The organism is Streptomyces sp. NPDC097981 (assembly GCF_040302565.1).
GTDB lineage: Bacteria > Actinomycetota > Actinomycetes > Streptomycetales > Streptomycetaceae > Streptomyces.
Window position 1 is genome coordinate 189,335 of record NZ_JBEORW010000003.1, and the last position, 22,686, is coordinate 212,020.

Consider the following 22,686-nt stretch of genomic DNA (forward strand, 5'->3'; position numbering starts at 1 on the left):
CGTCCACGTGCTGCGGTCGCCGATCCGTCAGACGGCAGGGCGCTGGAGGCGTGCCACGAATTTGTAGCGATCGCCGCGGTACACCGACCGCACCCACTCGACGGGCTCGCCGTCGGCGTCCAGCGAGTGCCGGGAGAGCATCAGCATCGGCAGGCCGACGTCGGTGCCCAGCAGGCCCGCCTCGCGCGGGGTGGCCAGGGAGGTCTCGATCGTCTCCTCGGCCTCCGCGAGCCGTACGTCGTACACCTCGGCCAGGGCGGTGTAGAGGGAGGTGTACTTGGCCAGCGACCGGCGCAGCGCGGGGAACCGCTTGGCCGAGAGGTGGGTGGTCTCGATGGCCATCGGCTCACCGCTGGCGAGGCGCAGCCGCTCGATGCGCAGCACCCGGCCGCCCGTGGCGATCTTGAGGAGCCCGGCCAGGGTGTCGTCGGCCGTCACGTAGCCGATGTCGAGGAGTTGGGAGGTGGGCTCCAGCCCCTGCGCCCGCATGTCCTCCGTGTACGAGGACAGTTGGAGGGGCTGGGAGACCTTCGGTTTCGCGACGAAGGTGCCCTTGCCCTGGATGCGCTCCAGCCGGCCCTCGACGACGAGCTCCTGGAGTGCCTGGCGCACGGTGGTCCGCGAGGTGTCGAACTCGGCCGCGAGCGTGCGCTCCGGCGGTACCGGCGTGCCGGGGGGCAGCGTTTCGGTCATGTCGAGCAAGTGCCGCTTGAGTCGGTAGTACTTGGGCACGCGCGCCGTGCGAGTGGCTGCCCCGCCCTCCGGCTCCGTGGTCGCCCCTTCGGTGGACATCGCCGCCCGCCTTCCCGACTCCAGTTTCGCTGCCGTCACCGGCTCCTCCGATATGTGCGGTCACATGGTGACACGGGTGGGAGGGCAGGCCTCCTCCCTCCCCCAGGTGTCGGTCCGGTAACGGACCGATCACCCGCTCATTAGACCCTTGACACCCCTAAAGGTCTAGGCCAAGCTCCCGGTTACTGGTCTACACCAATATGGATCGGATCCCGGCCCCACGGGCAGTACTTGGTACGTCACCGCGGCGGGCGAGGGAAGTGCAGAGCATCCCTGAGGAGGGTGGCGTGAAGCGCAAGCTCATCGCGGCGGTCGGTGTCGCGGGCATGGTGGTCGGCCTCGCGGCGTGCGGCGGCAACGACGGCGACGACAAGGGCAAGACCGACGCCGGCGGCGCCAAGGAGATCACCGTCTGGGTGATGGACGGCTCAGCGCCGAAGGCCTGGATCGACGAGGTCAACAAGGAGTTCTCGGCCAAGCACCCGGGTGTCACCGTAAAGGTCGAAGAGCAGCAGTGGAAGGGGATCCAGGAGAAGGTCACCACGGCCCTCTCCGAGAACACTCCGCCGGACGTCCTCGAGCTCGGCAACACCCAGACCGCCGGCTACGCGGTCACCGGCGGCCTCGCCGACCTGACCAAGGACAAGCCCAAGTTCGGCGCGGACGCCTGGCAGAAGAGCATGCTCGCCTCGGCCGAGTACGAGGGCAAGCTCTACTCCGCCCCGTGGTACGCCGCCAACCGCGTCGTCGTCTACGACAAGAAGGCCTTCGCCAAGGCCGGCGTCACCCCGCCGACCACCCGCGACGAGTGGATCGCCGGCCTGGAGAAGCTGAAGGCCTCCGACCCGTCCACCCAGCCCATCTACCTCCCCGGCCAGAGCTGGTACGTCCTCGCCGGCTTCATCTGGGACGAGGGCGGCGAGCTCGCCGTCAAGGACGGCGGCAAGTGGAAGGGCGGTCTCGGCACCCCCCAGGCCGCCTCCGCGATGGAGTTCTACAAGAAGCTCCAGGCCTACTCCACCGCCCCGAAGGACAAGGACGAGGCCACCCCGCAGCAGTCCACCGACATCGTTCCCAAGGGCGGCGTCGCCTCCTGGATCGGTCTCGGCTGGGAGGCCGGCGGTGCGGAGAAGGCCCTGAAGGACGCGGGCAAGGAAGCCGACTTCGGCTACTTCCCGATCCCGGGCAAGACCGCCGACAAGCCGGGCACCGTCTTCCTCGGCGGCTCGAACCTCGCCGTCGCCGAGCGCTCCAAGAACAAGGAGCTCGCCAAGGAGTGGCTCGCCCTCGCCGCCGGCAAGGACCAGATGACGAAGTACGCCGCCGAGGTCAAGGGCGCGCTGCTCCCGAACCAGGCCGCCGCGAACTTCGCCCCCGCCGCGGGCTCCTTCGCCGAGGCCATGGGCAAGGGCGGCGTCAACGGCCGCATCACCCCGGTCACCCCGGGCTGGGCGAACGTCGAGACCGAGCCCAACCCGCTCAAGGAGTTCATGACCAAGGTCCTGAAGGGTGAGGACGCCGCCAAGGCGGGCGCGGACGCGGACAGGGAAATCGCGAACCGCATCAACAAGTAGCACGCAGCACCGGGGGTGCGGCCGGCGCCCGGCGTCCGCCGTACCCCGGTCGCGCATTGACAGACGTATGCGACGCCCGACCGCAGCCGAGGTAACCAAGACATGACCGTGCACTCCCAGGGAGCGGTGACCGCTCCACAGGACGCACCACCGAAGTCCGCCGGACGGCAGCAGACGCCGCCCACCACCACCGGGACCACTCCCTCGTCTCCTCGCCGGGGCAGAAAGTCGCTTCCCTCGGGCTGGCTGCCGTACCTCCTGATCGGGCCCGCGGTCCTCAGCCTGGCCACGCTGCTGCTGTACCCGCTGGCCAAGAACGTCGTCCTGTCGTTCCAGAAGGTCGACAAGATCGAGTTCATCCAGCGGAAGGCGCCCTTCAACGGCGTCGAGAACTACACCCGGCTGCTGGGCGATTCGCACTTCTGGACCGTCGTCGCGCGCACCTTCGCCTTCACCGCGGCCAACGTCGCCCTGATCATGGTGATCGGCAGCCTCCTCGGGATCCTGCTGAACCGCCTCGGCAAGTGGATGCGCCTGGTCCTGTCGATGGCCCTGGTGATGGCCTGGGCCATGCCGATCGTCGCGTCCGTCACCGTCTTCCAGTGGCTGTTCGACGAGCAGTTCGGCGTCATGAACTGGGTCATGCGCACCGCCGGCTTCTCCGGCTACGAGCAGCACAACTGGTTCGAGTCCGGCTTCTCCACCCTGGTGATCGTCACGATCCTGGTGGTCTGGGGCTCCGTCCCCTTCGTCGCCCTCAACATGTACGCCGGCCTGACCACCGTCGGCGGCGAGCTGTACGAGGCCGCGCGGATGGACGGCGCGAACGGCTGGCAGACGTTCTGGCAGGTCGTTTTTCCGAACCTCAAGCCGTTCTTCCTCGTCACCACGTTCCTTGAGGTGATCTGGGTCTTCAAAGCCTTCACCCAGGTCTACGCGATGAACCGCGGCGGCCCCGACCGCGGCTCCGAGACCCTGCCCGTCTTCGCCTTCGTCGAGGGTCAGAGCCAGAGCCACTACGCGCTCGCGGCCGCGATCTCCGTCCTGACGATCGTGATGCTCGTGATCGTCATGTCCTTCTACTTCCGCCTGATCCTGAAGCAGGAGGAGGAGCAGTGAGCACCACCACCGCGCCGAAGCCCGCACCCGCCGCCCCGAAGCCCGCGCGGCAGCTGCGCACGCGCCGCCCGCTGCGTCCCGCCGCCGTGGCGAAGAACCTGGGCGCCCTCGTCCTGGCCGTGGTCTTCGTCTTCCCCGTCTACTGGATGTTCTCCTCGGCCCTCAAGCCGTCCGGGCAGATCCTCTCCAAGGACCCCGTCTTCGTCTTCACCCCGACGCTGGACAACTTCACCAAGGCCACCGGTGTCGAGCTGTTCTGGACGTACGTGCAGAACAGCCTGCTGGTCACCGTCGGCGCCGTGGTACTGGCCCTGGTCGTGGCCCTCGCCGCGAGCTTCGCCATCGCCCGGATGAAGTTCAGGGGCCGCAAGGGCCTGGTGCTGGGCGTCATGATGGCGCAGATGGCCCCCTGGGAGGTCATGGTCATCGCGATGTACATGATCGCCCGTGACGCCGAGATGCTGAACAGCCTCCCGCTGCTGACCGCGATCTACTTCGTGATGGTCCTGCCCTTCACCATCTGGACCCTGCGCGGCTTCATCGCCGCGGTCCCGGTGACGCTGGAGGAGGCCGCCCAGATCGACGGCTGTACCCGCGGCCAGGCCTTCCTCAAGGTGATCTTCCCGCTGCTGGCGCCCGGGCTGATGTCCACCTCGCTCTTCGGCTTCATCACCGCCTGGAACGAGTTCGCAATGGTCCTGATCCTCAACAAGGACAAGACCGCCCAGACCCTGCCCCTGTGGCTGACCCAGTTCCAGACGGCCTTCGGCAACGACTGGGGCGCCACCATGGCCGCGTCCACGCTGTTCGCGGTCCCGGTCCTGGTGATCTTCGTCTTCCTCCAGCGCAAGGCCGTCGGCGGCATGACCTCCGGCGCCGTGAAGGGATAACGGCACATGACTGTCCTTGCGCACCGCGTCGACACGTTGACCCGCGACGCCCTCGCGGTCCTGCAGCCCGGCTTCGAGGGCACCACCGCCCCGGCGTGGCTGCTCCGCCGGGTCGGCGAAGGGCTGACCGCCGTCGGCCTCTTCGGCCGCAACATCGCCACGCCCGAGCAGCTCGCCGCGCTCACCGCGCAGCTGCGGGCCGAGCGGGACGACGTCCTCGTGGCGATCGACGAGGAGGGCGGCGACGTCACCCGTCTGGAGGTCCGGGGCGGCTCGTCCTTCCCCGGCAACCTGGCCCTCGGCGCCGTCGACGACACCGTACTGACCCGCGACGTCGCCCGCGAGCTGGGCCGCCGCCTCGCCGAGTGCGGGGTCAACCTCAACTGGGCCCCGTCCGCCGACGTCAACTCCAACCCGGACAACCCCGTCATCGGCGTCCGGTCCTTCGGCGCCGACACCCGCCTCGCCGCCCGGCACACCGCCGCGTACGTCGAGGGCCTCCAGTCCGCGGGCGTCGCCGCCTGCACCAAGCACTTCCCGGGCCACGGCGACACCAACGTCGACTCGCACCACGCGCTGCCGCGCATCGACGTGGACCTCGACACGCTCCAGGCGCGCGAACTGATCCCGTTCAAGGCCGCCATCGAAGCCGGCACCAAGGCCGTGATGAGCGCGCACATCCTGGTGCCTGCCCTCGACCCTGCCCGCCCGGCCACGCTCAGCCCGCAGATCCTGACCGGCCTGCTGCGCAAGGAGCTCGGCTACGAGGGCCTGATCGTCACCGACGGCATGGAGATGAACGCCATCGCCGGGACGTACGGCATCGAGCGCGGCTCGGTCCTCGCCATCGCGGCCGGTGCCGACGCGATCTGCGTCGGCGGCGGGCTCGCCGACGAGGCCACCGTGCTCCGGCTGCAGGGCGCCCTGATCGCGGCCGTGCGGGAGGGCGCGCTCCCCGAGGAGCGGCTCGCCGACGCCGCCGCCCGGGTACGGGAGCTGGCCGCATGGACCCGGCAGGCCCGGGCCGCCGCCGTGCCGGGCGCGCCGGAGGGGGGCGCGCCCGGCATCGGCCTGGCGGCGGCGCGGCGCGCGGTGGTCGCCAGCGGCGCCGCCGCGCCCGTGTCCGACCCGTACGTCGCCACGCTGGCGCCCGTCGCGAACATCGCGGTGGGCGACGAGACCCCGTGGGGCGTGGCCGGTGAACTGGCCGCGCTGGTGCCGGGGTCCGGGTCCGGGGTGTTCGCGGAGGGCGCCGCGGCCGGGGACGTCCTCGCGGCGGCCGGCGGGCGCACCGTCGTGGCGGTGGTCCGCGACGCGCACCGGCATCCGTGGATGACCCGGGTCCTGGACGCGCTGGTCGCGGCCCGTCCGGACACGGTCGTCGTGGAGATGGGCGTTCCGCGGGCCGAGCCGCGCGGGGCACTGTACATCGCGACGCACGGTGCCTCGCGGGTCTGCGGCAGGGCGGCGGCGGAGCTCATCGCCGGGGTCTGACCAGCCCCGGATCCCGGTCCGCCCTGTCCCGTGCCCCCGGACGCCCTGTCCGGGGGCACGGGCATGCCCGGGGCCGTTCGGGCCCCCACGCGCACGAAGGGCCGGGCCCCCGCGGGAGCCCGGCCCTTCGTACGTGTGGGGAGGTGCCGCCTAAAGCCCCTGCCACGCGGGCTTGTTGGCGTAGGTGTGCCGGAAGTAGTCCGCCAGCTTCAGCTTGGAGGCGGCGGCCTCGTCCACGACGACGGTCGCGTGCCGGTGCAGCTGGAGCGCGGAGGCGGGGACCAGCGCGGACAGCGGGCCCTCGACGGTCTGCGCGACGGCCTCGGCCTTGCCCTCGCCGGTGGCGAGCAGCACCAGGTGGCGGGCGTCGAGGATGGTGCCGATCCCCTGGGTGATGACGTGGTGCGGAACCTGGGCCATGTCGTCGTCGAAGAAGCGCGCGTTGTCGATGCGGGTCTGCTCGGTCAGCGTCTTGATCCGGGTGCGGGAGGCGAGCGAGGAGCAGGGCTCGTTGAAGCCGATGTGCCCGTCCGTGCCGATGCCGAGCAGCTGGAGGTCCACGCCGCCGGCCTCGGCGAGGGCGCGGTCGTACGCCTCGCAGGCGGCGACGAGGTCCGTGGCGGAGCCGTCGGGGCCCATGAAGGAGGCCTCGGACAGGCCCAGCGGCTCGACGACCTCGCGGAGCACGACGGCGCGGTAGGACTCGGGGTGCCCGGCCGGCAGGCCGACGTACTCGTCGAGCTGGCAGATGCGGGCCCGGCCGGCGTCGACCTCGCCGGCCTTCACCTTGGCGGCCAGGGCCTCGTAGATCGGCAGCGGGGTGGAGCCGGTCGCCACGCCGAGCAGGGCGTCGGGCTTGCGGCGGACCAGGGCGGCCACGGCCTCCGCGATGAGCTCGCCGCCTGCCTTGGCGTCCGGGACGATGACAACTTCCACGCGGGGCCTGCCGATCTGGAGTGGGACGATGTGGTATAGACCAATCTAGCAGAGGCCGGGCGTCCTGGACCGGTCTTCCGCCCCTCTCATCGTGATCCGGGTCCCCGCCCCGCCCCGCCCCGCCCCCGGCCTCCCGGCGCCAGGACGTACAGCGCACCCGCGGCCGGCTCGGCGGCCAGGGGGACGGTCAGCGCGTTCACCGCGCCCTTGTTCGTGATCGTGGCCGGGATCCGCCGGATGGGCGATCCCGGGGGTGCCGGTCACGTTCACAGATCCGGCCCCCGTCCCGCAGCCGCGCCGGCCCGTGCTCGATCACGAAGAACGGCGCCTTGGTGCTGTACGTGGGGATGTCCCGGCAGTCGCGCGACGGGGCGGGCCGGGAAGGACCGGAAGCGGTGGCGGAGCCGGCGACGGGGGCCTGGCCGCAGTAGGGCGGAAGCCGGACGACCCCGGGATCTTTCCGCCGGAATTCCTCTGGGCCACGGTGCCGGGACGGGACCCTCAACCCGTCCGGCACCGTAGCCCGGAGTACTTTCGGCCGGCGGGTGTGCGGTTCCCGGCGGCCGTTTGAGAGGTGCCTGCGCGGTCAGGGCAGAGCGCGCCGCTCACCTCGATCCGTCCTCCTGTGCGGGGAGGGCGGAAGCTTAGCCAATTGTGGACTAGACCATTCTGTTCTGTCCATCCAATGTCGGGCCCTGGAAACCCGTCACTTCCTCCAACAGTACGCGGACTCGGCCCTTCCTGGGTACTCCTGAGTAGTCGCCGTGGGGAAAGTCATGGCCCATACCCGAGGTACGCTCGCCACGTGCCCTCCATGAACGACCTCGTACGCCAGCACACCGCTCTCAGTGAAACCGACCTGGAGTGGCTCCACCTGCTGGTCTCGGAGTGGCAGCTGCTCTCCGACCTCTCCTTCGCCGACCTCGTGCTGTGGGTTCCCACGCTCGACGGCACCCGGTACGTCTCGGTCGCGCAGATGCGCCCCAACACCGGCCCCACCTCGTACCAGGACGACATGGTCGGCCACCTGGTTCCGCGCGGCCGGCGCCCGCTCCTGGACGCCGCGCTCGACGAGGGCCGGATCGTGCGCGAGGGCGACCCGGAGTGGCGCGAGGAGGTGCCCGTCCGGGTCGAGTCCATCCCGGTGCGCCGCGAGGGCCGGGTCCTGGGCGTGATCGCGCGCAACACCAACCTGCTCACTGTGCGTACACCCAGCCGACTGGAGCTCACCTACCTCCAGTCCGCCTCCGACCTGGCCCAGATGATCGCGGCCGGCTCCTTCCCGTTCCCCGGCCAGCAGGTCGACATGGACGCCTCCCCGCGCGCCGGGGACGGCCTGATGCGGCTCGACGCCGACGGCGTGGTCACGTACGCGTCGCCGAACGCGCTCTCCGCCTACCACCGCCTCGGCCTCGCCTCCGACCTCGTCGGCCAGCACCTGGGCACCACCACCGCCGAGCTCGCCCCCACCCGCGGCCCCGTGGACGAGGCGATCGGCAAGCTCGCCAGCGGCTGGGCCCCGCGCGAGACCGAGGTCGAGGGCAACGGCGGGGTCATCCAGCTGCGCGCCATCCCGCTCAAGCCCAAGGGCACCCGGATCGGCTCCCTCGTCCTGTGCCGGGACGTCACGGAACTGCGTCGTCGCGAACGTGAATTGATCACCAAGGACGCGACCATCCGGGAGATCCACCACCGGGTGAAGAACAACCTCCAGACCGTGGCCGCACTGCTGCGGCTGCAGGCCCGCCGGATGGATTCCGAGGGCGGCCGCGAGGCGCTCAACGAGGCCGTGCGCCGTGTCGGTTCGATCGCGATCGTGCACGAGACGCTCTCTCAGAACCTGGACGAGCGGGTCGAGTTCGACGAGATCGCCGACCGTGTGATCGCGATGGTCGCGGAGATCTCGCCGGGCAAGGTGGAATGCCGGCGTACCGGCCGGTTCGGGATCCTGGACGCGGAGGTCGCCACTCCGCTGTCGATGGTGCTGACCGAGATCCTCCAGAACGCCCTGGAGCACGCCTTCACGCAGGGGGAGGGCGGCCGGGTGGAGGTGTCCGCGACCCGCACCGGCTCCGGCCGTACGGACGGCCGGCTGCTGATCACGGTGCTCGACGACGGCTCCGGTCTGCCGGAGGGCTTCGACCCGCAGAAGGCCGGCAACCTCGGGCTCCAGATCGTACGGACCCTCGTGGAGGGCGAGCTCGGCGGCACGTTCGACATGCTCCCGGCCGAGCCGCGCGGCACCAAGGTCGTCCTCGAAGTCCCGGTCAGCCCGCAGAAGTAAGAGCGGAACCGGCAGCACGCCGGTCACTCAGTGTGACGAGTGCGTCCGGACGGACCCCGGACAGCACTGAGCCCCGGACCGAAAGGTTCTCGGTCCGGGGCTCAAGAGCACGTTGCTGAGCGCTTGTCTGGTGTTGCTACGCGCTGCGGCTCGAGGCTCGAAAGTCGATGTCAGGCGGTGGCGTTGCGCGCCCGATTGCGAGCGGCGCGGCGCTTCATCGCGCGGCGCTCGTCCTCGCTGAGACCGCCCCAGACGCCGGAGTCCTGACCGGACTCAAGCGCCCACTGCAGGCACTGCTCCATGACGGGGCAACGGCGGCAGACGGCCTTGGCTTCCTCGATCTGCAGCAGCGCAGGACCGGTGTTGCCGATGGGGAAGAAGAGTTCCGGGTCTTCCTCGCGGCAAACGGCGTTGTGACGCCAGTCCATGGCTGCTCCATCTCCTTGTATTGCGGGCAGGTTGCTTGTGAATGTGAACGCTTTCACGAATCCCCCCGTGAGGGAAGGGCGACCGCCCAGTTTCCTGGAAGGTCAGTCAGGGACTCGTGGAGGGGTTCTGGCGGTCTGTGTGGGTGCCGGGTTTTGCGGGCTGTCCCGATCGCCATGAAGAGATTCGCAAACCTCGGACGGGGATACAACCCCTTCCGGAAAGTTTTTTTTGATTCGTCGGTGTCTACTAGGTCACAGCCCTACATCGTGAGGGTGGACCGGCGTGTAAACGTTCGAGTGAAAGGACTTTTGCCCCTTCCACTCACACAATCACACGCAGTGCACGGCGTACGCCTGTGAACCGAACGCTGGTCCGCACGCCGAGATGGTCTCCGTCCATCTGGAACGGAAGCGGAACCTTCGAATGCAAGGTGAAGTCGGTCAGATCGTGCAGAGACACCGCGTGCTTGCCGCGTGGACCGCGCTCAGGAGTCGAGGTCAGGAGCTGTGTCGCGTAGCGCGCGACCGCCGGAGTTGACAAACGATTGAGTGCCAATACGTCAAGTGCGGTGTCGAACGACGCCTCGGGAGAGGCGTAAAGCGGACGATTGCCCAGATAAGTCCACGGCGAGGTGTTGCAGACTATCGACAGCACCAGATCGGTCACGGGATCCGCGCCGGGGCGCTCCAACGTCACCGTGCCGTGGCGCCGGTTCGGCTCCTCCCAGAACTGGCGCATCAGCTGCCGTACGTACAGGGCGTGCGTCGAACGCTTGCCGCGCTCCCGCTGCTGCTCGACCCGGCCCACCACGCCCGCGTCGAAACCGAAGCCCGCGCAGAACGTGAACCAGCGCGCCGGTACCGACTCGTCCTCCGTGCCCGGGGTGCCGGCCGCCAGGCCCAGGCCCACCGTCCGCTCGCGCCGCTCCCGCAGCGCGTCCAGCAGGGCGCCGGTCGCCTCGACCGCATCGTTGGGCAGTCCGAGCGCGCGGGCGAACACGTTGGTCGAGCCGCCGGGGACCACTGCCAGCCGGGGCAGCCGGTCCGGATCCGGCCCGTTGTGCAGGAGGCCGTTGACCACCTCGTTGACCGTGCCGTCGCCGCCCAGCGCCACGACGAGGTCGATGCCCTGCTCGGCCGCCCTGCGGCCCAGGTCCCGGGCGTGCCCGCGGTATTCGGTGGTCACCGCTTCCAGCTTCATCTCGCTGGCCAGGGCGTGGGTCAGGACATCGCGCGTACGCGCACTGGTGGTCGTCGCTGCTGGGTTGGCCACGAGGAGTGCACGCATGAACGCCAGCCTACCGACCCGTTTACATGCCGCCCATACTGCCCGTCCCCTCCGGGGCCGGGGGTGCGCGGCTACCCTGCTGGGGTGAGTACGAAGCCCACCGCCGCCACGGCCCAGCCGACCGCCCCGCTGCCCGGACGGCTCACCGCCGCCGCCGCGCTGACCGCCCTGGAGGGTCTGGCGCTGGCCGGCCTCGGTGTCTACATGCTGTTCGTGGGCATCGCGGGCGACCCCGATTCCCCGCAGCAGGCCGAGACCGGCGGGGTCACCCTGCTCGTGCTCGCCGCACTGCCGCTGATCGCGGCCCGCGGGCTGCGGCGGGCCCGCCGCTGGAGCCGCGGGCCCGCGCTGATCACCCAGTTGATGGCGCTGCCGGTGGCGTGGACCCTGTACTCCACGGGCGGGGCGATGATCGCCGCCGCCGTGGCGCTGGCCGTGGCCGCAGTGGCCGTCGTGGCCCTGCTGGTGAACCCGACGGCGACCGAGGCGCTGGGAATCGGGCCCGGCGAGCAGACCCGATAGCCCGTACGAGCCCTGCGGCCCGTATTCGTATCCGTACTCCTGCTACTCCTCGACGAGGAGCTTCTCGCGCAGCTGGGCCAGGGTGCGGGCCAGCAGGCGGGAGACGTGCATCTGGGAGATGCCGACCTCCTGCGCGATCTGCGACTGGGTCATGTTGCCGAAGAACCGCAGCAGCAGGATCCGCTTCTCCCGCGGAGGCAGCCCCTCCAGCAGCGGCTTGAGCGACTCCCGGTACTCGACGCCCTCCAGCGCCTCGTCCTCCGCCCCCAGGGTGTCCGCCACCGCCGGCGACTCGTCGTCGGTGTCCGGGACGTCCAGCGAGAGCGTGCTGTAGGCATTGGCCGATTCCAGCCCCTCCAGCACCTCCTCCTCGGAGATCCCGAGCCGTTCCGCGAGCTCGTGGACCGTGGGGGAGCGGCCGTGCTGCTGGGACAGCTCGGCCGTGGCCGTGGTCAGCGAGAGCCGCAGCTCCTGGAGGCGCCGGGGCACGCGCACGGCCCAGCCCTTGTCGCGGAAGTGCCGCTTGATCTCTCCGACCACGGTGGGGGTCGCGTACGTGGAGAATTCGACCCCGCGGTCCGGGTCGAACCGGTCCACCGACTTGATCAGACCGATCGTGGCGACCTGGGTCAGGTCGTCCAGCGGCTCACCGCGGTTGCGGAACCGCCGGGCGAGGTGCTCGACCAGCGGCAGGTGCATCCGCACCAGCCGGTTGCGCAGCTCCGCCTTCTCCGCCGAACCGTCGGGCAGCGCCCGCAGCTCGATGAACAGGGCCCGCGCGCCGCTGCGGTCGCGCGGATCGGGCAGCGCCGCGGACACCGGCGGCACCGGTGCGGATACCGCGTCCGGGGCCGCGGCAGCGGCACCGGGTGGCTGTGAGGATTGTGGTTCTTCGTGCTGGTTCTCGCTCATAGGGCCCGCCCGTCGCTCCGCCGAGTCCAAAAAGCCGTATTCCGCATCCGCGTCAGCCGGGTGCGGCCGGGCGTGCTGCTGCTCCGGGATGCCGCCGTCGACCTCGTGCCGTACCCGGGGCCGATCCCCGCCCCGCACCGGGATCTCCCCGCCGCTCACGCCGGGCCTGGACCCGCGCCGCGCTGTTTGTAGAGGCTGATGCTCACTGTCCGGTCCTCTTCGACCGTGGACTCGACCTTGCCGGCCAGCGCCGACAGGACGGTCCAGGCGAACGTGTCGCGCTCCGGTGCGCGCCCGTCCGTGGTCGGCGCCGAGACGGTCACCTCCAGCGAGTCGTCGACCAGCCGGAACACGCAGCTGAGGACGGAGCCCGGCACGGCCTGTTGGAGCAGGATCGCGCAGGCCTCGTCCACCGCGATGCGGAGGTCCTCGATCTCGTCGAGGGTGAAGTCCAAACGTGCCGCGAGGCCGGCCGTGGCCGTTCGCAGCACCGACAGGTAGGCACCCGCAGCGGGCAGCCGGACTTCCACGAAGTCCTGGGTCCCGGGCTCGCCTGCGATCTGGGACACCCTCACCTCCAAGGTGGTACGAGCTCTGTTCGCCGGTGACGCTATCGCGATCCGGTCGATCGTGTCGCGGCACCCCTGATGGCGCCCGTTTCAGGACCCCCGACCCGCGGTCAGTGACTGATGGTAAGCCCATGGGTACGCACAGTGGCTAGGGGTCTGCGGGCCCAAATCAGGGGAACCGGCGGAGGGTTGACCTACCCCGGTTCAGACGATCGAACCGTCGACAAAACACCACCGCCACGTCTCGCCCGGCTCGAAGCTGCGCATGACCGGATGGCCGGTGCTCTGATAGTGCGCAGTGGCGTGCCGGTGCGGGGAGGAGTCGCAGCACGCCACGTGCCCGCACCACAGGCACATCCGCAGCTGCACCGGATGGCTGCCGAGCACCTGACATTCGGGGCAGGTCAGGGCGGTCGGGACAGGCTCGGGGTGCGGCAGCTCGGGAACGTGGGTGCACTCTCTCATCGCACTCTCCTTGTACGGATACGACGGCCTTCAGTTTCGGGGCGAACCGCTTCCATGGGCCGGAGCTGCGAAGCAGCGGGGTGTTCTTGCATCACGCCTTGACCGGAGCTTGATCCTTACAGGGTACGTCCCTACTGTGTGAGCCGTGCCGACCCCCACCGTCAAACGGGCGTTCAAGTACCGCTTCCATCCGACCGGGGAGCAGGCCTCCGAGCTGGCGCGCACGTTCGGATGCGTGCGGAAGGTCCACAACCTGGCACTCGCGGCGCGCACGGAAGCCCGGACCCGTCAGGAGCGCCTGAACTACGCCCAGACCTCGGCCATGCCGAGGCCGTTGCCGGAGGGTGTGGAGCCGACCACGGTCACCGGGTCAATCTTCTGGCCGCCGGGCTGGCGGTGTCTGCCTGCGGAGCGGGCGTAAGACCTCAACGGGAGTCTTCCCGGACGGGCGGGCCGTGCTGAACCAGGAATTCCCGTCCACGAGGTCGGGGCTTTCCGCTCGTCAGAGAGGAAAGGAAGCCAAGATGGCCCGCGTACGGGTGGCCGAGGAATAAGGATCGATCTTCGATGGAGGTATTGCCGCTGGTGGCGCTGGTGGCGGGCAGCGCGATCGTGGCCGGCGCCGCGCGCTGGACCCGGGTGCCCGCGCCCCTGCTGCTGGTCGCCGCAGGCCTGCTGGCCTCGTACATCCCGGGCGTGCCCTCGTACGCCCTCGATCCGCACATCGTGCTGCCGCTGCTGCTCCCGCCGCTGCTGTACACGGCCGCCGTGGACAGCTCGTACCTGGACCTGCGGGCGAACGTACGGCCCGTCGCACTGCTGTCGGTCGGGTACGTGCTGTTCGCGACGGTCGCCGTCGGGTACGCGGCCTACCTGGTGGTGCCGGGGCTCTCGCTGCCGGTGGCGCTGGTGCTGGGGGCCGTGATCGCGCCGCCCGACGCGGTGGCCGCGACGGCGATCGCCCGCAAGCTGGGGCTGCCGAACCGGATCACGACGATCCTCCAGGGCGAGTCCCTGGTGAACGACGCCACCGCCATCACCGCGTACAAGGTGGCACTGGCCGCGGCGATCGGGGTGAGCGCCGGCTGGGCGGGCGGGATCGCGGAGTTCCTGCTGGCCTCGGTGGGGGGCATCGGCGTGGGCCTGGTGCTGATGGTGCCGATCCACCTCCTGCGCAGGCGGCTGCGGGAGCCGCTGCTCCAGAACACCCTGTCGCTGCTGATCCCGTTCGTGGCGTACGCGGCGGCCGAGCGGGTGCACGCATCGGGCGTGCTCGCGGTGGTCGTGGTGGCGCTGTACCTCGGACACCGCAACTGGCAGGTCGACTTCGCGACCCGGCTCCAGGAGGAGGCGGTGTGGCGGATGATCGCCTTCATCCTGGAGTCGGTGGTCTTCGCGCTGATCGGCCTCCAGCTGCCGGTGGTCCTGAAGGGGGTCGCGGAGTACGAGGGCTGGGACGCGGCCTGGTACGCGCTGGCGGTGTTCCTCGCGGTGGTGGTGGCCCGCTTCGTGTGGGTCTTCCCGGCCACCTTCGTGCCCAGGCTGTCGGAGCGGATCCGGATCCGGGAGCCGGACACCACCTGGAAGGCGCCGGTGATCGTCGGCTGGGCCGGAATGCGGGGGGTGGTGTCGCTGGCGATCGCCTTCTCGGTGCCGATGAGCGTGCCGCACCGGAACCTGATCCTCTTCCTGACCTTCACGACGGTGATCGGCACGCTGGTGGTGCAGGGCCTGACGCTGCCTCCGCTGATCCGGCTGCTGCGGCTGCCGCCGCGGGACGTGCAGGCGGAGACGCTGGCCGAGGCCCAGGCCCAGAGCGAGGCCTCGCGGTCGGCGGAGGACCGGCTGGCGGAGCTGCTGGCCCAGCCGGAGAACGCGCTGCCGCCGCCGCTGGCCGAGCGGCTGCGCACGGTGATGGAACGGCGGCGCAACGCGGTGTGGGAGCGGCTGGGGGAGGTCAACCCGGTCACCGGCGAATCGGCGGACGACGTCTACCGGCGCCTCGCGCGGGAGATGATCGCGGCCGAGCGGGAGGTGTTCGTGGGCCTGCGCGACCGCCGCCGGATCGACGACGAGATGCTGCGGAGCCTGCTGCGCAGGCTGGACCTGGAGGAGGCGGCGGCGTACCGCGAGGACGCGGCCTGATCCCCCGGGCGGGGGAGCGGGATGGCACCGGGGGCGGACGCGCGGGGCCTGCGCCGCCGCGAGGCTCGGGGCATGACATCGAAAAGTCTCGGATGGTGGGCCGCCGTCGCGGGTCCCGCAGGGCTCGGGGCCGGCGTGCTGGGGTGGGGGCCGCCGCTCGCGGCGTGGCCCCTGGCCGTGGCGGCGGCCGTGGCGGCCCTGGCGCAGGCGGCTCGCCTGCGGGTGCTGTGGTGGGCGGCGTGCGGGCTGTCTGCCACGGCGGGGTGCCTGCTGCTGATGGACGTGATCACGCTGCTGTTCGGGCAGCCGCCGGACAGCTGGACGGGCGCGGTCCTGCACACCCTGGGGCTGGTGGGCGCGGTGCTGTCGGGAGTCGCGGCAGGGCGGGGCCGGAGCCTGGACGCTGCCGCACCGGGGCGGCCGGGGCGGTGGATCGCGTACGTGGGGGTGCTGAGCTTCCTGCCGTACGCGGCGATGAAGCTCACCTGGGCCCTGGGCGGCACTTTCGCCGGCATCACCGGAGCCGAGATGCTCGCCGCGTACGAGCGCAACGGCGCGTCCGGGCTGTGGATGACCCTGGAGCGGTGGGGGCTGGACGGCACGGTGCTGATGGCGCTGATCGGGATCCTGCTGCTGTTCTGCCTGATCCGCCCGTGGGGCATGCGGCTGCCGCGGTGGCTGCCGCTGACCCCGGCGCTGATCGGCGTGGGCACGCTGGTCCCGTACGGACTGCTGGGGCTCGGCTGGCTGGCGCTGGCCCAGCTGGGCGCGGTCCCCCTCCGCCAGGGGGACAGCCCGTCCCGCAACAGCACCCTGCTGGTGGGGTGGATCGGGTACGTCGCGTTCGCGGGTTACGGCGTGGCCCTCCTCGCGGCGACCCGCTGGTACTGGCGCCGTACGTCGCGCCGGTCCGCTTCCGGCTCCGCCGCGGGCAGCGTCACGGGCGGCCCGTGACGACGGCCGCCAGCGTGGTGCCCGGGGGGAAGGCACCCGACTCCGTGAGGGCCGCCAGGGCCCAGAGCAGCTTGGCCACGTAGATCCGCTCGACCGGGAACCCGTGCCGCTCCTCGAAATCGGCGGCGAACGCCTCCAGGAGTGCGGGGACGCGGGCGTAGCCGCCGTGGTGGAAGTCCTCCGCCAGGCTCCAGACCCCGGCCGGGCCGCCGAAGGCCGCCTGCTGGAGGGAACGTATCTCCGCGCCGAGGAACCCGCCCGCCAGGACGGGGACGCCCAGCGCCCGCTGGTCCGGGGCCAGCCCCGCCGCCAGGCCGGCCAGGGTGCCGCCCGTGCCGCAGGCCACCGCGACGACGTCGGACATGCCCCGCAGCTCGCGCCCGAGCTCCGTACAGCCGTGCAGGGCGAGGGCGTTGCTGCCGCCTTCCGGGACGACGTACGAGGCGGCCGCGCCGGCCCCTGCGAGCAGCCGGGCCAGCATCTCGGGCTCGGCCTTGCGGCGGTACTCCGTGCGCGTGACGAAGTGCAGCCGCATCCCGTCCGCCGCGCACCGGGCCAGGGAGTCGTTGAGGGGCCGGCCCGCGAGCTCGTCGCCCCGGACGATCCCGGTGGTCGGCATCCCCAGCAGCCGCCCGGCCGCCGCGGCGGCCCGCAGATGGTTCGAGTACGCCCCGCCGAAGGTGACCAGCCCGGGGAAGCCCCCCTCGACGGCGGCCCGCAGATTCGGCGCGAGCTTGCGCCACTTGTTGCCGGGCAGCTCCGGATGCACGAGGTCGTCCCGCTTCAGCAGCAGCCGTACGCCATGCGCGGAGAACCGCCCGTCCACCGCTTCGACCAGCGGGGACGGGGGGCGGGGGCGCAGGGCGGGGGGCTCGGGCGTCACCCGTACATTGTCCCCGGCGCGCCCCCGGTGGGTTACTTGAGGCGTTCGCCGACGCGGGTGCGGAAGTCGTCCATGCTGAAGCCCTTCGGGTCGATCTTGCCGGGCTGCCATTCGAGGTGGCCGATCACCGAGCGCTCGGTCCAGCCGTGGATGCGGCACACGGCCGCCGCCGCGCGGGCCATGGCGTCGAGCTGGACCTCCGGCCAGGGGTCGTCGCCGTCGCCGAGGTTCTCGCACTCGAAGCCGTAGAAGTGCCGGTTGCCGTCAGTGTTTGCCTGGCGGTCCGGCGGCAGCCGCTTCTCGACGATCACTGCCGCCAGGACGTCGGAGTCGCCCAGCCCTGCGTGGTTGGCGCGGCCGTAGCCGACCAGGTGGACCCGGCCGTCCTTGGTGATCACGCCGTGGCAGAGCGGGCCGGGGAGGTCCTCGTCGCCGTCGCGGCAGAGTGCGACGGTGAACGCGGTGCCGTGGGTGACGGTGTGGTGGATCATCACCCCGTTCACCGGGCCCCACGGGCCCTTGTGGTTGCGGTTGTGGGTGCGCCAGGCGCCGACCTCGACGACGGTCAGGCCCTCGGCCCTCAGCGCGCTGATGAACCGGTCCGCGGACATGGGTGCGGACATGGCCGCCTCCTCTCCGGGTGCATGGCGGTCACCTTGCGTGTCCACCTCGTTGCAGTCCGGTGTAGTGGAGGCCGCCCTTCCGGGCTAGTGTGTTCGTACAGTGAGCGAGCCGATCCGGACACTCGTCCCGATCGGCCCACCCGTCGCGGGGGTTACGCGGAGGCCAGCCACAGGTCCGGGCCGAACACCTCGTAGTGGATGTCCGAGGCGGGGACGCCCTTGGCGAGCAGCTGTGCGCGCACGGCCCGCATGAAGGGGAGCGGCCCGCACAGGTACGCCGTGGTGCCCGGGGCCACCGGGACGTCCGACAGCTCGAGGAGGCCCTCGCCGTCACCCGGCTCCGCGTCCTCGGAGGCGGCCTCGTACCAGAAGCGGGCCGAGGCGTCGGGCAGCTTGCGCGCCAGCGCCCGGTGGTCGTCCCGCAGCGCGTGGTCGGCGGGGGACCGGTCGGCGTGCAGGACGGTCACCGGGGCGGTGTGCCCGGTGTCGGCGAGGTGCTCCAGCATCGACAGCATCGGGGTGCAGCCGATCCCGGCCGAGGCGAGCAGGACCGGGCCCGCGGGATCTCGCAGGACCAGGTCGCCGTACGGGGCCGAGACCCGCAGGGTGTCGCCGGGTGCGACCCGGGCGTGGAGGTGGTTCGAGACCTCGCCGTCGGGGCCCTCGGCGGCCGGGCCGTGGACCCGCTTCACGGTGATCGAGCGGACCGGGGAGCCGGGGGCGCTGGACAGGCTGTACTGGCGTATCTGGCGGGCCCCGTCGGGCAGTTCGACCTGGACGGAGACGTACTGGCCGGGCTTGAAGGAGGGGGCGGGGCCGCCGTCCGCCGGGGTGAGGTGGAAGGTGGTGCAGTCCGCGGTCTCCTCGACGCGGCCGGCGACCGTCCACGTGCGCCACACGTCGCCGGCGAGGACCTGCTGCTCGGCGTAGAGCCGCTCCTCGATCGCGATCAGGGCGTTGGCCATCAGCCAGTAGACCTCGTCCCAGGCCTCGGCGACCTCGGGGGTGACAGCCTCGCCGAGGACCTCGGCGATCGCCGCGAAGAGGTGGCGGTGCACGACCGGGTACTGCTCGCGGGTGACGCCGAGGGAGGCGTGCTTGTGCGCGATGCGGTGGAGCATCACGTCGGGGCGGGCGTCCGGGCGGGCGACGAGGTGGGTCGCGAAGGCCGCGATGGAGCCGGCGAGGGCCTGCTTCTGGAGTCCGGCGTTCTGGTTGCCGCGGTTGAACAGGTCGCGGAGCAGTTCGGGGTGGGCCGCGAACAGCTTCGCGTAGAACAGCTCCGTGATGTCCCCGATGGCCGCGCCGACGGCGGGCAGGGTGGCGCGTACGGTCTCGGTCGACTTCTCGGACAGCATCCGGATCTCCTGGTGGTCGTTCAAGGTTAATTGGCATTTGGGATGCGTATTTTTGGGTGTGGGTCACCCGTTCGGTCCGCCCTGCGCGGGCGGCGGGAACCGGCCATCCGGTCCCGGGCTCAGAGGGTTTCGGTCCGACCTGGCGGTCCGCCCGAAATGCCCAGCAGCAGCGGGCCGGTGGGCGCCGCGACGAGGTCGTTCACCGTCAGCGGGTCCAGTGCGGCGAAGAACGCCTCCTGGGCCCGGCGCAGTGCGCCCCGCAGGAGACAGGCCCCGCGCAGCGGGCAGGGGGTGGCGCCCTCGCATTCGACGACGTCGCCCGCACCCTCCAGTTCGCGGACCACCCCGCCCACCGAGGCGGCCCGCCCGGCGGCGGTCAGGGCGAGCCCGCCGCCGCGCCCGCGCCGCGCCTCGACCAGGCCGAGGTGCTGCATCCTGGTGACCACTTTCGCCGTGTGCGTGTACGGGACCTCCATGGTCGCCGCCACGTCGCGCGTGGTCGGGAGGTCCGCCTCCGCGACGGCCAGGCGCATCAGGACGCGCAGGGCCAGGTCGGTGAATCGGGTCAGCCGCATGACTGCACTCTAGAAAACTCGCATCTGTGATGCAACTTAAAGCCTTGCGGGGGCCTCGGAGGATCGTGTTGGCCGGGTGGCCGGTGGCCGGAACCGGTGGGCCGCCAGAGGGCGTGAGGGAGGTGAACTCCAAAGGGTGCCCACGCCCCGACGGAGTAGTCCCACCCTTTTGTGTAATGGTCCCATCACGTTCCGTGCTGGAAGGCTGCATCCTGCAGATCCATGGAGTGATCGAAAGGGAAACACATGTCGGTCCAGGCGGGTTCCGAATCCGAGGTCCGGACACCACAGCGGAGTCTTGCGACAGCGGCCGCGCGGAACTTGGCAACCACGACCAAGTCGGCGCCGCAGATGCAGGAGATCACCTCCCGGTGGCTCCTGAAGATGCTCCCGTGGGTGTCGGTGCAGGGCGGCACGTACCGGGTCAACCGGCGGCTGAGCTACTCGGTCGGCGACGGACGCGTGGAGTTCGTCAAGACCGGCTCCCAGGTCCAGGTCATCCCGGCCGAGCTGGGCGAACTCCCGCTGCTGCGCACCTACGAGGACCTGGACGTGCTGGGCGAGCTGGCCCAGCGGTGCCGGCAGATCGATTTCGAGGCCGGCCAGGAGCTGACCTCCTTCGGCAGCGCCTCCGACAGCGTGTTCCTGCTCGCCCACGGACGCATCGAGCAGATCGGCCCCGGCCCCTACGGCGAGGACGCGGTCCTGCGGACCGTCGCCGACGGCGCCTACTTCGGCGAGGACTCCCTCGTCGACGCGGAGGCGATCTGGGAGTACACCGCCCGCGCCGTCACCTCCGGCACCGCACTCGTCCTGTCCCGCCAGGACTTCCAGCTCCTCGCCGACCGGGTCGACTCGCTGCGCGCGCACGTGGAGACCCAGCGGTCCCTGCCCGCCCAGCGCACCAACACGTACGGCGAGGCCGCGATCGACCTCTCCGCCGGCCACCGGGGCGAGGCCGTCCTCCCCGGCACCTTCGTGGACTACGAGGCCAGGCCCCGCGAGTACGAGCTGTCCATTGCACAAACGGTCCTGCAGGTGCACACGCGCGTCGCCGACCTGTACAACCAGCCGATGAACCAGACCGAGCAGCAGTTGCGGCTCACGGTCGAGGCGCTGCGCGAGCGCCAGGAGCACGAGATGCTCAACAACCCCTCGTTCGGCCTGCTCCACAACGCCGAGTACGACCAGCGCATCCAGCCGCACGACGGCGGGCCCGGCCCCGACGACATGGACCAGCTGCTCAGCATGCGGCGCGGTTCCAAGATGTTCCTCGCCCACCCCAAGGCCATCGCCGCCTTCGGCCGCGAGTGCAACAAGCGCGGGCTGTACCCGGAGTCGATCGACGTCGGCGGCAACCGCATCCAGTCCTGGCGCGGCGTGCCGATCTTCCCGTGCGACAAGATCCCGATCAGCGGCGCGCGGACGACGTCCATCCTCTGCATGCGCACCGGCGAGGACGAGTCGGGCGTCATCGGCCTGCACCAGCCCGGCATCCCGGACGAGATCGAGCCGAGCATGTCGGTGCGCTTCATGGGCATCAACGATCAGGCGATCATCTCGTACCTCGTCACGGCCTACTTCTCCGCCGCGGTGCTGGTGCCGGACGCGCTCGGCATCCTGGAGAACGTCGAGATCGCCCGCTGGCGCTGAGCGGCCGGCCGGGCACCACCGGGGATCGGGGACACGCCATGGGCACCACTGAGGTGATCACGACCAGCGAGGGGCAGGAGGCCGCGGCCCTGCTGGAGCGGACGAGAGAAACGGTCAACCCGGAACTGCGCCGCACGGTCGAGAGCCTGCCGGGTTCGATGCGGCGCGTGGCGATGTACCACTTCGGCTGGGAGGGGGCGGACGGCACCCCGGCCGCGGGCAACGCGGGCAAGGCCATCCGGCCCGCCCTCGTGCTCGCCGCGGCCGGGGCGCTGCAGGGCGGCGGCGGCACGCCGGCCGAGGGCGCCGTGCGGGCGGCGGTGGCCGTGGAGCTGGCGCACAACTTCACGCTGCTGCACGACGACGTCATCGACAAGGACGCGGAGCGCCGGGGCAGGCCCACGGCCTGGACCGTGTTCGGGATGCCGGACGCGGTCATCACCGGAGACGCCATGATGGCGCTCGCGCTGCGGCTGCTGGCGGAGGATCCGCATCCCGCCTCCGCGGCGGCCTCGGCGAGGCTCGCGGCCTGCGTCATCGAGATGTGCGCCGGCCAGCAGGCGGACTGCGCGTTCGAGCAGCGGCCGTACGTCTCGCTCGACGAGTGCTTGGCCATGGCGACGGCCAAGACCGGGGCCCTGCTGGGCTGTGCCTGCGCGCTCGGCGCCCTCTACGCTGGTGCCGGGCCGGACGAGGTCGACACGATGGACGCCTTCGGCCGGGAGGCCGGGCTGGCCTTCCAGCTGATCGACGACCTGATCGGCATCTGGGGGGATCCCGGGCACACCGGCAAGCCCGCCGGGGCCGATCTGATCGCCCGCAAGAAGTCGCTCCCGGTGGTGGCCGCCCTCACCTCGGGCACGAGGGCCGGCGAGGAGCTCGCGGCCCTGTACGCGGGTCCCATGACCGGGGACGACGTACGGAAGGCCGCCGACGCGGTGGACCTGGCCGGCGGGCGCGACTGGGCGCAGGCCCATGCCGCGGACCGGATGGGCCGGGCGGTGCAGTTGCTGTCCCGGGCCGTACCGGACCTCGGGGCGGCGGGCGGTCTGCTGGCGCTGGCCGAGTTCGTCACGCGGCGTACCCGGTGAGCCCGTGGCGGGGCCCGTGGCCGGGGCCGTAGCGCGGGGAGGGCGGTACGCAAGCCCTGTTCCGGCACCGCATGGTGCCGGAACAGGGCTTTTCGCCGTTCCGGCCCAACTCTAGTATCGCTCGCGGCAGT

The 22,686-nt window shown here is 71.3% G+C and carries 21 protein-coding genes and 1 pseudogene; 11 read left to right on the top strand and 11 right to left on the bottom strand.

Annotation, left to right across the window (positions count from 1 at the left end; translation table 11 throughout):
- Nucleotides 1-27: 27 nt before the first annotated feature.
- Nucleotides 28-792, bottom strand: coding sequence for a GntR family transcriptional regulator (locus tag ABTY04_RS04180; protein WP_030153577.1), 765 nt, complete (start codon nucleotides 790-792; stop codon nucleotides 28-30).
- A gap of 287 nt (nucleotides 793-1,079) precedes the next feature.
- Between ABTY04_RS04180 and ABTY04_RS04185 the strand changes: the two genes are divergently transcribed.
- From ABTY04_RS04185 to ABTY04_RS04200, 4 genes are all read left to right on the top strand, one after another.
- Nucleotides 1,080-2,366, top strand: coding sequence for an extracellular solute-binding protein (locus tag ABTY04_RS04185; protein WP_352211749.1), 1,287 nt, complete (start codon nucleotides 1,080-1,082; stop codon nucleotides 2,364-2,366).
- Between the two features lie 102 nt (nucleotides 2,367-2,468).
- Nucleotides 2,469-3,485 (top strand): carbohydrate ABC transporter permease, encoded by a 1,017-nt coding sequence (locus tag ABTY04_RS04190; protein WP_352211750.1) that lies wholly within the window; start codon nucleotides 2,469-2,471, stop codon nucleotides 3,483-3,485.
- A 53-nt stretch (nucleotides 3,486-3,538) separates the two neighbouring features.
- Nucleotides 3,539-4,375: a carbohydrate ABC transporter permease gene (locus ABTY04_RS04195; RefSeq protein WP_352211877.1), complete on the top strand. Its 837-nt coding sequence runs from the start codon at nucleotides 3,539-3,541 to the stop codon at nucleotides 4,373-4,375.
- Nucleotides 4,376-4,381: 6 nt separating this feature from the next.
- Nucleotides 4,382-5,869, top strand: a complete 1,488-nt coding sequence (locus ABTY04_RS04200) for a glycoside hydrolase family 3 protein (protein ID WP_352211751.1) — start codon at nucleotides 4,382-4,384, stop codon at nucleotides 5,867-5,869.
- A gap of 150 nt (nucleotides 5,870-6,019) precedes the next feature.
- On the opposite strand, the gene nagB is transcribed toward ABTY04_RS04200, so the two are convergent.
- On the bottom strand, nucleotides 6,020-6,805 hold the full coding sequence (nagB, locus tag ABTY04_RS04205) for a glucosamine-6-phosphate deaminase (RefSeq protein ID WP_352211752.1): 786 nt from the start codon (nucleotides 6,803-6,805) through the stop codon (nucleotides 6,020-6,022).
- Nucleotides 6,806-7,619: 814 nt separating this feature from the next.
- On the opposite strand from nagB, the gene ABTY04_RS04210 reads away from it, so the two are divergent.
- Nucleotides 7,620-9,089 carry a sensor histidine kinase gene (locus ABTY04_RS04210; protein WP_352211878.1) on the top strand — a complete coding sequence of 490 codons (1,470 nt, stop codon included), beginning with the start codon at nucleotides 7,620-7,622 and terminating at the stop codon, nucleotides 9,087-9,089.
- A gap of 170 nt (nucleotides 9,090-9,259) precedes the next feature.
- Here ABTY04_RS04210 and ABTY04_RS04215 read toward each other — a convergent pair whose 3' ends face one another.
- Nucleotides 9,260-9,517 carry a WhiB family transcriptional regulator gene (locus ABTY04_RS04215; RefSeq protein ID WP_004937597.1) on the bottom strand — a complete coding sequence of 86 codons (258 nt, stop codon included), beginning with the start codon at nucleotides 9,515-9,517 and terminating at the stop codon, nucleotides 9,260-9,262.
- 322 nt (nucleotides 9,518-9,839) lie between these two features.
- Nucleotides 9,840-10,805 (bottom strand): diacylglycerol/lipid kinase family protein, encoded by a 966-nt coding sequence (locus ABTY04_RS04220; RefSeq protein ID WP_352211753.1) that lies wholly within the window; start codon nucleotides 10,803-10,805, stop codon nucleotides 9,840-9,842.
- A gap of 84 nt (nucleotides 10,806-10,889) precedes the next feature.
- Between ABTY04_RS04220 and ABTY04_RS04225 the strand changes: the two genes are divergently transcribed.
- Nucleotides 10,890-11,327, top strand: coding sequence for a hypothetical protein (locus tag ABTY04_RS04225; protein ID WP_352211754.1), 438 nt, complete (start codon nucleotides 10,890-10,892; stop codon nucleotides 11,325-11,327).
- Nucleotides 11,328-11,369: 42 nt separating this feature from the next.
- Here the strand turns inward: ABTY04_RS04225 and ABTY04_RS04230 are convergent, their stop codons facing one another.
- The 3 genes from ABTY04_RS04230 to ABTY04_RS04240 form a co-directional block, all read right to left on the bottom strand.
- Nucleotides 11,370-12,377 (bottom strand): RNA polymerase sigma factor SigF, encoded by a 1,008-nt coding sequence (locus tag ABTY04_RS04230; RefSeq protein ID WP_502996551.1) that lies wholly within the window; start codon nucleotides 12,375-12,377, stop codon nucleotides 11,370-11,372.
- A 17-nt stretch (nucleotides 12,378-12,394) separates the two neighbouring features.
- Entirely contained in the window at nucleotides 12,395-12,808 is a 414-nt protein-coding gene (locus ABTY04_RS04235; RefSeq protein WP_030153599.1) for an ATP-binding protein, read from the bottom strand.
- A 204-nt stretch (nucleotides 12,809-13,012) separates the two neighbouring features.
- Complete coding sequence (locus ABTY04_RS04240; protein ID WP_352211756.1) at nucleotides 13,013-13,273, bottom strand: UBP-type zinc finger domain-containing protein; 261 nt, start codon at nucleotides 13,271-13,273, stop codon at nucleotides 13,013-13,015.
- 145 nt (nucleotides 13,274-13,418) lie between these two features.
- Between ABTY04_RS04240 and ABTY04_RS04245 the strand changes: the two are divergent.
- The 3 genes and pseudogenes from ABTY04_RS04245 to ABTY04_RS04255 all read left to right on the top strand — a co-directional run.
- Nucleotides 13,419-13,598: pseudogene (locus ABTY04_RS04245) on the top strand (helix-turn-helix domain-containing protein); the annotation flags it as partial.
- A 242-nt stretch (nucleotides 13,599-13,840) separates the two neighbouring features.
- On the top strand, nucleotides 13,841-15,418 hold the full coding sequence (locus tag ABTY04_RS04250) for a Na+/H+ antiporter (RefSeq protein ID WP_352211757.1): 1,578 nt from the start codon (nucleotides 13,841-13,843) through the stop codon (nucleotides 15,416-15,418).
- Nucleotides 15,419-15,490: 72 nt separating this feature from the next.
- Nucleotides 15,491-16,372 (top strand): hypothetical protein, encoded by an 882-nt coding sequence (locus ABTY04_RS04255; RefSeq protein ID WP_352211758.1) that lies wholly within the window; start codon nucleotides 15,491-15,493, stop codon nucleotides 16,370-16,372.
- On the opposite strand, the gene ABTY04_RS04260 is transcribed toward ABTY04_RS04255, so the two are convergent.
- From ABTY04_RS04260 to ABTY04_RS04275, 4 genes are all read right to left on the bottom strand, one after another.
- Nucleotides 16,356-17,255, bottom strand: a complete 900-nt coding sequence (locus ABTY04_RS04260; protein ID WP_352211759.1) for a 1-aminocyclopropane-1-carboxylate deaminase/D-cysteine desulfhydrase — start codon at nucleotides 17,253-17,255, stop codon at nucleotides 16,356-16,358. The genes ABTY04_RS04255 and ABTY04_RS04260 overlap by 17 nt on opposite strands.
- Before the next feature lie 32 nt (nucleotides 17,256-17,287).
- Nucleotides 17,288-17,878 carry an N-acetylmuramoyl-L-alanine amidase gene (locus ABTY04_RS04265; protein ID WP_352211760.1) on the bottom strand — a complete coding sequence of 197 codons (591 nt, stop codon included), beginning with the start codon at nucleotides 17,876-17,878 and terminating at the stop codon, nucleotides 17,288-17,290.
- A 152-nt stretch (nucleotides 17,879-18,030) separates the two neighbouring features.
- Entirely contained in the window at nucleotides 18,031-19,236 is a 1,206-nt protein-coding gene (locus ABTY04_RS04270; protein ID WP_352211879.1) for a globin domain-containing protein, read from the bottom strand.
- Nucleotides 19,237-19,355: 119 nt separating this feature from the next.
- Nucleotides 19,356-19,811, bottom strand: a complete 456-nt coding sequence (locus tag ABTY04_RS04275) for an RrF2 family transcriptional regulator (protein WP_352211761.1) — start codon at nucleotides 19,809-19,811, stop codon at nucleotides 19,356-19,358.
- 246 nt (nucleotides 19,812-20,057) lie between these two features.
- Here ABTY04_RS04275 and ABTY04_RS04280 point away from each other — a divergent pair, with 246 nt between their 5' ends.
- On the top strand, nucleotides 20,058-21,464 hold the full coding sequence (locus ABTY04_RS04280) for a family 2B encapsulin nanocompartment shell protein (RefSeq protein ID WP_352211762.1): 1,407 nt from the start codon (nucleotides 20,058-20,060) through the stop codon (nucleotides 21,462-21,464).
- A 38-nt stretch (nucleotides 21,465-21,502) separates the two neighbouring features.
- Entirely contained in the window at nucleotides 21,503-22,555 is a 1,053-nt protein-coding gene (locus ABTY04_RS04285; protein WP_352211763.1) for a family 2 encapsulin nanocompartment cargo protein polyprenyl transferase, read from the top strand.
- Nucleotides 22,556-22,686 lie beyond the last annotated feature (131 nt).